General features: G+C 61.5%; 9 protein-coding genes. 8 read left to right on the top strand and 1 reads right to left on the bottom strand.

From position 1 onward, the window contains the following. Positions 1-71: 71 nt before the first annotated feature. The 5 genes from DPM33_RS11625 (at position 72) to DPM33_RS11605 (ending at position 6,731) form a co-directional block, all read left to right on the top strand. Positions 72-1,967, top strand: coding sequence for an ABC transporter ATP-binding protein (locus tag DPM33_RS11625; RefSeq protein WP_112097562.1), 1,896 nt, complete (start codon positions 72-74; stop codon positions 1,965-1,967). Continuing rightward, positions 1,964-3,862: an ABC transporter substrate-binding protein gene (locus DPM33_RS11620; RefSeq protein ID WP_112097561.1), complete on the top strand. Its 1,899-nt coding sequence runs from the start codon at positions 1,964-1,966 to the stop codon at positions 3,860-3,862. The genes DPM33_RS11625 and DPM33_RS11620 overlap by 4 nt, the downstream gene beginning before the upstream one ends. Before the next feature lie 2 nt (positions 3,863-3,864). Further along, entirely contained in the window at positions 3,865-4,863 is a 999-nt protein-coding gene (locus DPM33_RS11615) for an ABC transporter permease (protein WP_112097560.1), read from the top strand. After that, positions 4,860-6,041 (top strand): ABC transporter permease, encoded by a 1,182-nt coding sequence (locus tag DPM33_RS11610; RefSeq protein ID WP_112097559.1) that lies wholly within the window; start codon positions 4,860-4,862, stop codon positions 6,039-6,041. The genes DPM33_RS11615 and DPM33_RS11610 overlap by 4 nt, the downstream gene beginning before the upstream one ends. A 210-nt stretch (positions 6,042-6,251) precedes the next feature. Next, positions 6,252-6,731, top strand: coding sequence for a class I SAM-dependent methyltransferase (locus DPM33_RS11605; RefSeq protein ID WP_112097558.1), 480 nt, complete (start codon positions 6,252-6,254; stop codon positions 6,729-6,731). Positions 6,732-6,752: 21 nt separating this feature from the next. Here DPM33_RS11605 and DPM33_RS11600 read toward each other — a convergent pair whose 3' ends face one another. Beyond that, a complete protein-coding gene (locus DPM33_RS11600; protein WP_112097557.1) occupies positions 6,753-8,168 on the bottom strand; it encodes an adenylate/guanylate cyclase domain-containing protein in 1,416 nt (471 codons plus the stop codon). Positions 8,169-8,374: 206 nt separating this feature from the next. On the opposite strand from DPM33_RS11600, the gene DPM33_RS11595 reads away from it, so the two are divergent. The 3 genes from DPM33_RS11595 (at position 8,375) to DPM33_RS11585 (ending at position 11,389) form a co-directional block, all read left to right on the top strand. Then, positions 8,375-9,196: a hypothetical protein gene (locus DPM33_RS11595; RefSeq protein WP_112097556.1), complete on the top strand. Its 822-nt coding sequence runs from the start codon at positions 8,375-8,377 to the stop codon at positions 9,194-9,196. 178 nt (positions 9,197-9,374) lie between these two features. Then, positions 9,375-9,899 carry a GNAT family N-acetyltransferase gene (locus DPM33_RS11590; RefSeq protein ID WP_112097555.1) on the top strand — a complete coding sequence of 175 codons (525 nt, stop codon included), beginning with the start codon at positions 9,375-9,377 and terminating at the stop codon, positions 9,897-9,899. Between the two features lie 104 nt (positions 9,900-10,003). Continuing rightward, a complete protein-coding gene (locus DPM33_RS11585) occupies positions 10,004-11,389 on the top strand; it encodes a hypothetical protein (protein ID WP_112097554.1) in 1,386 nt (461 codons plus the stop codon). Positions 11,390-11,569 lie beyond the last annotated feature (180 nt).

The following is an 11,569-nucleotide window of genomic DNA, read 5'->3' as shown; positions in this document are numbered from 1 at the left end:
ATCCAAGTTGCTCCCGGCTGACAATGCGGTAGTCTCCCCTTCTGGATATGCCAGAGTGGGGCTGGTGTGGAATGAATTCGGGTGTTGACCTGCTGCGTATAGAAGATGTTGGCATCTCTTTTGCCATCATCGGCGGACCGCTGCATGCCGTCAGGCGCGCAAACCTTCGCGTCCTGCCCGGCAAGGTTACCGCGCTAGTGGGCGAGTCTGGTTCCGGAAAATCGGTTCTCAGCCAGGCGGTGATGGGCATTTTGCCGAACTCCGCCCATGTTCGTGGCCGTATCCTGTTCTCCGATCCCGAAAAGCCCGGCACGACGCAGGATATCCTGAAGATGGCGCGCGATGGACCCGAAATCCGGGCATTGAGGGGCAGCCGCATCGGCAAGATATTTCAAGAGCCGATGACATCGCTGTCGCCGCTGCACACGATCGGTAACCAGATCAGCGAATCCCTGCAGATTCATACGCCCATGGCTCGGGCGGAGCGCAAGGCACGGACCGAGGAGATGCTCAGCCTTGTCGGCTTCCCGAATCCCAAGCGCGCCTATGATATGTATCCCTTTGAACTTTCAGGAGGATTGCGCCAGCGCGCCATGATCGCCATGGCGCTTATCTGCCGGCCCGCCCTGTTGATCGCCGACGAGCCGACGACGGCGCTGGACGTCACCATCCAGGCGCAAATCCTGCAATTGCTGCGCGGGCTTCAGACCAAGCTGAACATGGCGATGCTGCTGATCACCCACGACCTCGGCGTGGTCGCCAATGTCGCCGACGAGGTGGTCGTCATCTACCACGGCGAGATCATGGAAGCGGGACCTGTCGAGGCGATATTCCGCCGGCCAGGTCATCCTTACCTGAAAGGCCTGATGGCAGCCGTTCCGCATTTCGAGCTGAAGCCTGGCGAAAGGCTGAAGGCGCTCCGCGAGGTGCCGGTGAATGTCGAGAATCTGCTCGGCAAGCAGACGGCGCCGGCGTCGAAGGGGCCGGACGACATCCTGCTGTCGGTCAGGGATCTGAAGAAGACCTTCACCATCCGCAAGTCCGGATGGTTCGGCGGGGATCATCAGACCTCTGTTCGCGCCGTGGACGGCGTGAGCTTCGATATCAGGCGGGGTGAGTGCCTGGGTCTGGTCGGCGAAAGCGGATCCGGCAAAACCACCGTCAGCAAGATCCTCATGCGGGCTGTCACCCCCAGCGGTGGCTCTGTGATCTTCAGCGGCCGCGATGGACCGATCGACGTCTGGGAGGGCGAGGGAGATGCCCTGCGCAAGCTGCGCGCAAAAATCCAGATGGTCTTCCAGGATCCGGTTTCGTCGCTTTCACCTCGCATGACGGTGGAGAACATCTTGAGCGAGCCGCTGGAAATCCATCAACGTGGCAATGCCGCATCCAGACTCGCCACGGTCAAGAGCCTGATGCAGGCAATCGGGCTCGATCCGCGCTTCATCAAGCGGTATCCGCACAGTTTCTCCGGCGGGCAGCGTCAGCGTATCGGCATTGCGCGCGCGTTGGCGCTGGGGCCGGAACTCCTGATCTGCGACGAGCCGGTTTCGGCGCTCGATGTCTCCGTCCAGGCGCAGATCCTGAACCTTCTGAAGGACCTGCAGAAGGAACTGGGCCTGACCTACCTGTTCATATCGCACAACCTGGCGGTGGTGGATTACATGGCAGACCGCATCGCGGTGATGTGCGGCGGACGTATCGTCGAGCTTGCACCGCGCGAAATTCTGCTAAGGAAACCGGTCCACCCCTACACGCGCTCACTGGTCGCCGCGGTACCTTTCCCCGATCTCGACAGGCCGATGGATTTCAAGACGCTGAAGCTCAGCGGCGCTTCCGACACCAGCGCATGGGGACCGCAATTTCGCGACGAGGGCGAAGAGGACATGCTGTCGCCGCTCGATCTTGGAGGCGGCCACCTCGTTCTGGCCCGACGCACGGCCAATGTCAGCGAGCTACGCCATTGATCAGCCGGCGCACCGTCCTTGGGCTCATGGCTTCGGCATTTCTGCCGAGCGCGTCGCGCGCCGGCGATCTGGAGCCGGAATTTCTTCAGCCGCGGCTGAAGGCCCTGGCGCTGCCGGCACTGTCGGAACGCCTGCCCAAGAGCCCGCGCGTGTTGAACCTCGCTGCGATGGGCCGGCAGCCCGGCCAGTATGGCGGCACGCTGCGCACGATCATCGGCAGCCAGAAAGATATCCGGATGATGACGATCTACGGATATGCCCGCCTGGTCGGCTATGACGAAAAGCTCAACCTGCATCCCGACATTCTCGAAAGTTTCGACGTGGCGGACGATCGCGTCTTCACTTTCAAGATACGGGAAGGACATAAATGGTCTGACGGTAGCCTGCTGACGGCGGAGGATTTTCGCTATTGCTGGGAAGATGTCTGGCTGAACGATGAGCTTACGCAAGGCGGGCTCGCCCCGACCCTGCTGGCGGACGGCAAGCCGCCGCGATTCGAGATCGTCGATCCCTCGACGGTCCGCTATAGTTGGGATGCGCCCAATCCCGACTTCCTGCCCAAGCTCGCTGCCGCTTCGCCGCTATCACTGGTTCTGCCGGCCGCCTATCTCAAGCAGTTCCACAAGAAATACCAGGATCCATTCAGGCTCGCCGGCCTGATGGAGGAGAACAGGGCCAAGAAATGGACGCTCCTGCATATCCGCATGTCGCGGCAATATCGCCCGGAGAACCCGGAACTGCCGACGCTCGACCCCTGGCAGAACCGGACCAAGCCGCCGGCCGAGCAGTTCGTCTTCGAGCGGAACCCGTTCTTTCATCGAATAGACGAGAATGGCCGGCAACTGCCTTATGTTGACCGGGTGATCATGAATGTCAGCTCGTCGGCGATCATTTCCGCCAAGACCGGTGCGGGCGAGAGCGACCTGCAGTGCATGGGAATTGACTTTGCCGATTACTCGTTCCTGAAGGATGCTGAGAAGCGTTACCCGGTGAAGATGCATCTGTGGAAACGCACACAGGGTTCGCGGCTGGCGCTGCTGCCCAACCTGAATTGTTCCGACCAGGTGTGGCGTGGCCTTTTTCGTGACGTGCGCGTGCGTCGCGCCCTCTCGCTCGCCGTCGACAGGCGCGAGATCAATTTGGCCGTGTTCTACGGATTGGCGCAGGAAAGTGCCGATACGGTCCTGCCGGAGAGCCCGCTCTACCGGCCGGAATTCGCGAAAGCCTGGGTCGCCCATGATCCCGACCAGGCCAATGCCCTGCTCGACGAGGTCGGGCTTCAGACACGTGACGACGACGGCCTGCGGATCCTTTCTGACGGACGCCCGGCGCAAATCATCGTGGAAACAGCCGGCGAAAGCACACTGGAAACCGACGCGCTCGAACTCATCACCGATCACTGGCGCCAGATCGGCATCGCGCTGTTCGTCCGGACTTCACAGCGCGACATCTTCCGCAGCCGCGCGCTTGGCGGCGAGATCATGATGTCGATATGGTCGGGCATCGACAATGGCGTGCCGACCGCCGACATGAATCCGTACCAGCTGGCTCCCACCATCGACGACCAGCTGCAATGGCCGCTCTGGGGTGCCCACTACTTGTCTCATGGCACGGCCGGCGAGGCGCCCGATCTTCCGCCCGTGGTCGAGTTGATGGCTCTGCTCAAGCGCTGGAACGCATCGACCGGGGCCACGGAGCGCGCCGAAATCTGGAATTCAATGCTGTCGATCTACACCGATCAGGTGTTTTCGATCGGCACGGTGAACGGAACGGACCAGCCGGTTCTGGCATCCTCGCGGCTGCGCAATCTGCCTGACAAGGCCCTCTACGGCTACGACCCGACCGCCTATTTCGGTGTCTACATGCCGGATACATTCTGGCTTGGAGAGTCCTGAGCGTGCTTCGATACATTGTCTGGCGCATTGCTGTAATGGTTCCAACGCTGCTGATCATTTCGGCGCTGGTGTTCACGATCATCGAGCTTCCCCCGGGCGACTATTTCGACAGCTATGTCGCCGAGCTTCGGGCTCAGGGCGAAGCGGTGGATTCCGATCGCATCGAGATGATGCGGAAGGAGTATGGTTTCGACAAGCCGCCGGTCATTCGCTACTTCTACTGGGTCGGCGGGATGCTGCACGGCGATTTCGGCTATTCCTTCGAGTATGAGCTGCCGGTTCGGGACGTCATCGGGGACCGAATGTGGCTGACCGTGCTGGTTTCCTTCGTCACGATCATCGTCACCTGGCTCATCGCCTTTCCGATCGGCATGTACTCAGCCACCCATCAATACAGCTGGGGCGACTACGGCCTGACTTTCTTCGGCCTTCTCGGCCTTGCCATTCCGAATTTCATGCTGGCGCTGATCCTGATGTATTTCGCCAACATCTGGTTCGGCACGTCCATCGGCCATCTCATGGACCAGCAATATCTCGGCGAGCCGATGAGCTGGGCCAAGGCGAAGTCGATCCTCGCCCATCTCTGGATCCCGGTCTTGATCATCGGCACCGGCGGCACGGCAAGCATGATCCGACGGCTGCGCGCCAATCTGCTCGACGAGCTTCACAAGCAATATGTCGTGACCGCCCGCGCCAAGGGCCTTCATCCCTTCAAGGCGCTGGTCAAATATCCGTTGCGCATGGCGCTCAATTTCTTCATTTCCGACATAGGCTCCATCCTGCCGGCCATCATCTCCGGCGCCGAAATCACCGCGATCGTGCTGTCCTTGGAAACGACCGGACCGATGCTGATCAGGGCGCTGCAAAGCCAGGACATGTATCTGGCAGGGTCGTTCCTGATGTTCCTCGCCTTCCTGACGGTCATCGGTGTCCTGATTTCCGACATCGCGCTGGCGCTGCTTGATCCGCGAATTCGTCTGCAGGGCGGCAGCACCAAATGAACACGCAATCGCCGCTGCCCGCTCCGGGTGCTCCACTGCAACACTACGTTTCCATTGCGCCCTTTGACCTGCAGTCGGTCGAGGCGATGACGCCGGAGCAGTCGAAGGTCTTTCAGGCGTCGCAGTTGCGGCTGATGTGGTGGAAATTCCGACGGCACAGGCTTGCCCTCATATCCGGCATATTCCTGGCGGCGCTTTATCTAGGGATACTGATCTGCGAGTTCCTGGCGCCATACAATCTGCACACGCGCAACATGGACTACATCTATTCGCCGCCGCAGCGGGTGCACCTGTTCCACAATGGCCAGTTCGTCGGGCCGTTCGTCTATGGCCGCCAGATGACGCTGGACATGGACACGCTCAAGCGCAACTACATCGACAAACAGGATGATGTTCAGCGCATCCGTTTCTTCTGCAGGGGCGATAGCTACCGGTTCTGGGGCGTGATCGAAGGTGACAGGCATTTTGTCTGCCCTGCCGAAAACGGCCAGCTGTTTCTGGCCGGCACCGACAGGTTGGGGCGCGATGTGTTCTCGCGCATCATCTATGGCGCACGCATTTCACTGACGATCGGCCTCGTCGGCATCAGTGTCAGCTTCCTGCTCGGCATCGTCATCGGCGGACTGGCCGGTTATCACGGCGGTGTCTTCGACCTGATCGTTCAACGGATAATCGAAGTTCTGCAGTCGATCCCCAGCATTCCGCTATGGCTGGCTCTGGCGGCGATCATGCCGATAACCTGGAGTCCGATCCTGATCTATTTCGGCATCACCGTCATCCTCGGGCTGCTCCACTGGACCGGACTGGCGCGGGCCGTGCGTTCAAAGCTTCTCGCCTTGCGCGAGGAGGATTACGTTCTGGCCGCGCAATTGATGGGCGCCAGCAGCAGCCGCATTATCCGGCGGCACCTCATTCCCGGCTTCATGTCGCATCTGATCGCGACGGCGACGATTTCCATACCCGGCATGATCCTTGGCGAGACGGCGCTGAGCTTCCTCGGGCTCGGCCTGAGGGCGCCGACTACCAGCTGGGGCATCCTGCTCACCGAAGCGCGCAGCGTCAGCGTGATCGCGTTCTATCCGTGGCTGCTTTTGCCGATGCTTCCCGTCATTCTCGTCATCCTGGCGTTCAACTTCCTCGGCGACGGCCTACGGGACGCCGCGGACCCCTACAAGTGATGTCGCAATCGCGCCGCTCGCCGGGCGGCCGACCCACCCGCTATGATCCTTGCCGACAGCCCGTTCGGGTTGTTGCAGTGTTCATCGTTGGCCTCTATATGCGGCGAGGCTCGATCGGGTTTAATACGTCGCCCTCGGGTTACACCCGCGAACCGTTCTGGTCGCGGGCATTGCCGATCCGCCAAGCTGGTTCAGGACACACAAACGCATATGAGTCGCCTCGAGAGTTTCATCCGCAGGCTGACCGCACAGCGCGACATTCTCGATCAAGTCTGCGCCGAGGTGGCGAAGATGGAGGGCCCCGTGCTCGAGCTCGGCCTCGGTAATGGCCGGACGTTCCACCATCTGCGCGAGCGCCTGCCCGGACGCCGGATCGTGGCGTTCGACCGCGCGCTGGCCGCGCACGCCAGCTCAATTCCCGAAGCTGAAAACCTCGTGCTCGGCGAAATACGCGAGACGGCGAGCAGGTTCATTGGCATCGACGCCGCTCTTGTTCATGCCGACATCGGCACCGGCTATGAGGATCGCGATGCAGTGACCTCTACCTGGCTTCCCGATCTGACCGCGCGCCTGCTTCGCGTCGGCGGCATCGCGGTCAGCGGCACGCCGCTCGATCACCCGCAGTTGCAACGCCTCCCGCCGCCGCCTTCGGTGCCCGCCGATCGTTATTTCATCTGCAGGCGCGTGTGAGGGGCCAGCCGCCCCAAGGCTTCAGGGGATCGTGTATACCGCTACCTCTTGCTCAATGCCGCGCAGCGAGACCTCGTGGGGCACCGGCGTCAGCGCGTTCCTGTGCAACAGATCGGCAGTGAGATTGTCGTCGACCACCGCGCGGGTGGCGAAGATCGCCTGCGCGTTGGCGAGGTTCTGGACCCGCGAGGCAATGTTGACCGTCTGGCCGAAATAGTCCTGCCGTTCGTTCATGGACACGGCGATGCAGGGGCCGGCATGGACTCCGATCTTGAGCAGCAGATCCTCGCGTCCGCTCTTGTCGTTGAGCGCACGCATGGCATCGCGCATCCTGAGAGCCGCGGCAACCGCGCGGTCAGGCGTCGCGAAGGTCGCCATCACCGCATCCCCGATCGTCTTCACCACCGCGCCTGCCTCAGCCGCGACGATCTCGTGCAGAACCTGGAAATGCGCGCGCACGAGATCGAAGGCCGAAAGGTCGCCCACCCGCTCGTAAAGCGCGGTCGATCCGCGCAGGTCGGTGAACAGGAAGGTCAGGCTGGTGATCTTCAGGCGCTGGTTTATGTCGAGCGTATCCGTGCGATAGAGATCGCGGAACGTCTGGTTGGTGAGCAGGCGCTTGGCCGTCAGGAACGGCCGGCGTTTGCCCAGGAGATCATGCAATTCGTGGCCGGCGATGAAGACCGTCGGCAGCGCGCGAGTGTCGGTCCTGTTTTCCAGCGAAATGCGCAACGGGCCGGGTTGCATCTCCAGCGTCTGGTTCTGGATATGGTCGCGGTCGAAGACCAAAGAGAGGCTTCGGCGCTCGCTTGTTGCCTCGCCCTTCACGTCGATGAACTGCACTGAATGGGTGACCGGCTCGAAGACGATGATGAATTCGGGCGGAAGCTGTATTTGCAGAACCGCCCGTTCACCGGGTGCAAGTTCGATATCCTCCAGCGAGAACGCTTCCATCGTCTTCGCGAAATCCTCTTCCGGTAGATCGACGCCGGAACCCCAGTAGATCTGGCGAAAATATTCCATCAACGGCAGTTCGTGTGGATTGTGGGCGGCAATCCTGCGAACGCGGGGACTGACGGTGAATGTCACCTCGACCATCTCGTCGAGGGTCGGCGAATAACCCTCCGAGCACAGCGCGCAGGTGTATTCGTCCTTCTGCAGGGTCTTCAGCGTCGCGTTGGTGTCGAGCACGCCGCCACAGCCGGGGCATAGAACATTCCAGGAAATGTCGAAGATGCCCACCCGTGCCGCATGGAGAAAAGCGCCGATGGCGCGTTCCTCGTCGAGGCCATGCTTGGCGGCGAAGGTTGGCGCATTGATGCGGCAAAGTTCCCGGTCCTTGCCCTCCGCGACGGTTCGCTTGATCGCATCGATTGCCTGTGGATCGATATCGGTCGATTGCCGCAGAAGCGAGAACAGATCCTGGGCTTCGTTCATCGTGCCGGCTCCGGAATATGCGCCCCCCGAGGAGTGTTGACCGGACCGGTCTTTGGTCCGAGTGCCGCATTTTACGTCGAAACGAACCGTACTGTCATTCGAATAGCTAAGCCTGGTGACAGTTCAATTTCCATTCGGCCGATTTTCACCGGCCGCAAGCGGCACTATGATGGTCCATGGGGCATTCATCCTCGGGGCTCTCTCCCATGCCGACATCCGACAACCCGCCATTTCCCGCAGCCCTGCGCCTTTTCTCCGCTGGGGTTATCATCGTCCTGATCGTGGGTGCCGGCCTGTTTTTCGCGCCTGAACTGGTCAAGCCGCGCTGGCCCTGGCCCGTCACGCCGTTCAGTGCTCGCTTCCTCGGCGGCTTCTACACCGCCGAAATGGCGGTGATGGCGGCGCTGTTGTTGTGGAATCGCTGGTCGCCCGGCAGGCTGGTGCTCGTCATGGCCTTCATCTTCACCGTCATCGTGTCGGCGGCTTCTTTCGTCAATCTCGGCTATTTCAATTTCGCGCGCAAAGCGGCCTGGCTCTGGTTCCTGGTCTATCTTGCCTCGGCCGCGGTATCAGGGCTGTTCCTGTGGCGGGGCAGAGGCCGTCCTTCAGTAAAAGGCGTGACCCTAAACCCCGCATGGCGCGGCTATATGCTGGTGGAAACGGCCATCCTTGGGCTCTATGGCGTCGGCATGTTGCTGTTTCCCCTGGCAGTCAGCAGCAGCTGGCCATGGCCGGTCGATCCCTTCCACGCCCAGGTCTACAGCGCCATCTTCCTCGCCGGCGCCGGCGGCACATATCTCGTCCGGAAAAGCGCGCCGCGCGAAGAAGTGCTGGTGCTCGGCCTGGCGCAGTTTCTGGTCGGCCTGCTTGCCATCCTTGGCCTCGTGATCACTGACGCCCAAGTGCACAAGATCGACTGGGCGGCGGCGAAGACATTGTGCTGGCTCGCCCTTTTCGGCTGGATCGGCATCAGCGGCGCCTTCAAACTCTATGCGGCCTCCCGGTATTTTGGCTCGCAGTCGGTATAATAGGTTTGCAGAGACGGCTGGATTTTCAGGTGACGTCCGGTGCATCGTGCCGGGCCGATTGCCTTAGAGCAGTTCGCCGTTTCAAGGAAACGGCGAACTGCTCTATCACTTGTTCTGATGCAATTCCGGGCGGAAAACCGCTCACCCTTTTCCTGGAATTGCTGTAGCCGGGAACGCCATGACCAGCACGACCTCGCCTTCCTCCGAGAAAATCCAGCCGCAGCTCCGGTCCGTCCGACCAAGCGACGCGGAGGCACTTTGCGCCATCTTCAACATGCCAGGCTTCCGCTCGGGCACGCTCAGGATGCCCTTCGAAATGGTGGAGCAGGTCGAGCGGCGCATCGCCAAGTCCGGCCAGGAAACCACCTGGATCGTTGCCGAGCTGGACGGCAAGGTCGTCGGCCATGGCAGCCTGGTCGCGCAGAGTTCGCCGCGCCGTTCGCATATCGGCGAGATCAATATAGGCCTTGACGATGCCTTCGTCGGCAAGGGCATCGGCTCTGCCATACTTGGCGCGCTGCTTGATGTGGCCGACAACTGGCGCGCGCTGAAGCGGGTCGAATTGACCGTCTATGCCGACAACGAACCGGCCGTCCGTCTCTACACGAGCCACGGCTTCGAGGTCGAAGGTCGGCATGTGAAGGCCGGTTTTACCGACGGGCAGTACCACGATCTGCTGAGCATGGCCCGGTTGCGGTTCTGATATCCGCTGTTTCGATAGAGTGGACGATCTTTGTTGTGGGGCGGCCGCATCCAGCAAGTCTGGTCTCCCTTGGCGTTTGCAGCGCAAGCGGTTAGACGAGGCCAATGACCGCCGTATTTGACCCAGCCCCTAAGCCCCCGGCGGAAATTCTGGCTGTGCTGTCGCTGCTCTGCCCGGAAGTCGTGCGTGACATCGAGCAGAACTGGGATGCACCGGTTTCCGATTACGCCCGTCATCTGTGGCGGCCGGTGGCAAGGCCTGCATCCGGCCCGGCGATCGCTGCCCGCTCGATCCTGCGCGAAGTCCTGCATCAGCGCCTCGGCGTGATCATGCAGCCTGACGCGATCGGCAAGGCCCTCGACGAATTCGAGCACAGGCCGGTGATTCAGTCCGGCCTGCATTGCCTGCTTCTGATGGACCGGATCACCTTCGATGCCGTCCTGCTTGCCTGGCTCGGCGCGGTCGAAAACGGGCTGTCGGCCTTCTTCGGCTTCGTGGGAACGACTATGACCATGGAGACAATTGGCCGGGAGGGGCCGGGATGGCTCGATGTCGGCGACGACAAGGTCAACCTGTTTGGCATGGGGCGCCACAAACTGTGCCGCAAAAGTGCCTGCGTGGCCGGTCCTGTCTCCCTCAACAAGCGCGCGCTCGAAGCGGTGGGCGACGAAACGGATGCCAGCCGCTGGCTGGGCACACTGCTTGCCAGCCATGACAAGGTGTTTGGAACCGCCGCCGACGCGCTGACAGCCCTCAACGAGGATCTGGTCGCCAAATGGGATTGTTCCGGCATGGCCCTGCCGGTTTTCATCGACGACCGGCTTGCCGCGGCTGCCATGGCCCGGCATCTGGAACATGACGGCAGCCTTCTTTCCAGGCTGCTCATCGAGCCCGCAAGGCGCCAGCGTCTCGAACGTGCCTTGCAAGAGGCCGCATCGGGCCCGTTTGGCAGATTCCTGCCCAATTCCACGGCCTATTTCTGGGGTATCCGCGAGGAGCGCGTGCGCAAGCTCGTCCTCGAGGACGGGCACCTGATCGAGCCCGACAGGCCGCACGGCCTCTCTATCCCGTTCGAGCGGCTGCATCTCAGGCGGGCGCTGCTCGACGGCGTGCTGCTGCCGAACTTGTTCCTGATGTTCCTCGTTCTCGCCATATTGCCGCGTGTGCGGGTCGTGGGCGGCCTGAGACAGATTGGCTATGTAGCGATTTTCCACTCGATCCTGCTGGCTGCGCTGGACGAAAACGAGCCGGAAGAGCGCGATCTGGCCGCGGAGTTGCAGGTTCGGGAAAATGCCTGGGGCATGCGGGTCATCGATGAAAGGATCTCGGTCCGCGAGCAACTCGCCGGCCTGCCGGAAGGGGCGCTCTTCCCGCATCTGCTCCGGCAATATCGTTCGCGGACATTTGCCGAGACGACCGACGACCTGAAACTGGTTCGCGAAAACGCCCGATGGCGCAAGATCGGCCGGGCGCTGATCAAGGCGACCTGAGCCTCGGCCCAGGCTTTGCTTCAGGTCGATTTTCTAGAGCGTTTCACCGTTTCACGGAAACGGCGAAACGCTCTATCCCTTTGTTTTTACGCAATTCCGGACGGAGGCTACGGTCAAGTCGCCGAACCTAACCGCTTCGCACTTTTCCTGGAATTGCTCTAGGCGTCTGATCCGGCCGCT

The sequence above is a fragment of the Mesorhizobium hawassense genome (genome assembly GCF_003289945.1).
GTDB classification, from domain to species: domain Bacteria; phylum Pseudomonadota; class Alphaproteobacteria; order Rhizobiales; family Rhizobiaceae; genus Mesorhizobium; species Mesorhizobium hawassense.
Note: the sequence above shows the minus strand (reverse complement) of the source record. Positions and strands in the feature narration are given on the sequence as shown.

Excerpts from the sequence above, each read along its gene's own strand:
- DPM33_RS11625 (WP_112097562.1), top strand. The coding sequence starts at position 72 with ATGAATTCGGGTGTTGACCTGCTGCGTATAGAAGATGTTGGCATCTCT.
- DPM33_RS11610 (WP_112097559.1), top strand. The coding sequence starts at position 4,860 with ATGAACACGCAATCGCCGCTGCCCGCTCCGGGTGCTCCACTGCAACAC.
- DPM33_RS11605 (WP_112097558.1), top strand. The coding sequence starts at position 6,252 with ATGAGTCGCCTCGAGAGTTTCATCCGCAGGCTGACCGCACAGCGCGAC.
- DPM33_RS11600 (WP_112097557.1), bottom strand. The coding sequence starts at position 8,168 with ATGAACGAAGCCCAGGATCTGTTCTCGCTTCTGCGGCAATCGACCGAT.
- DPM33_RS11595 (WP_112097556.1), top strand. The coding sequence starts at position 8,375 with ATGCCGACATCCGACAACCCGCCATTTCCCGCAGCCCTGCGCCTTTTC.
- DPM33_RS11590 (WP_112097555.1), top strand. The coding sequence starts at position 9,375 with ATGACCAGCACGACCTCGCCTTCCTCCGAGAAAATCCAGCCGCAGCTC.
- DPM33_RS11585 (WP_112097554.1), top strand. The coding sequence starts at position 10,004 with ATGACCGCCGTATTTGACCCAGCCCCTAAGCCCCCGGCGGAAATTCTG.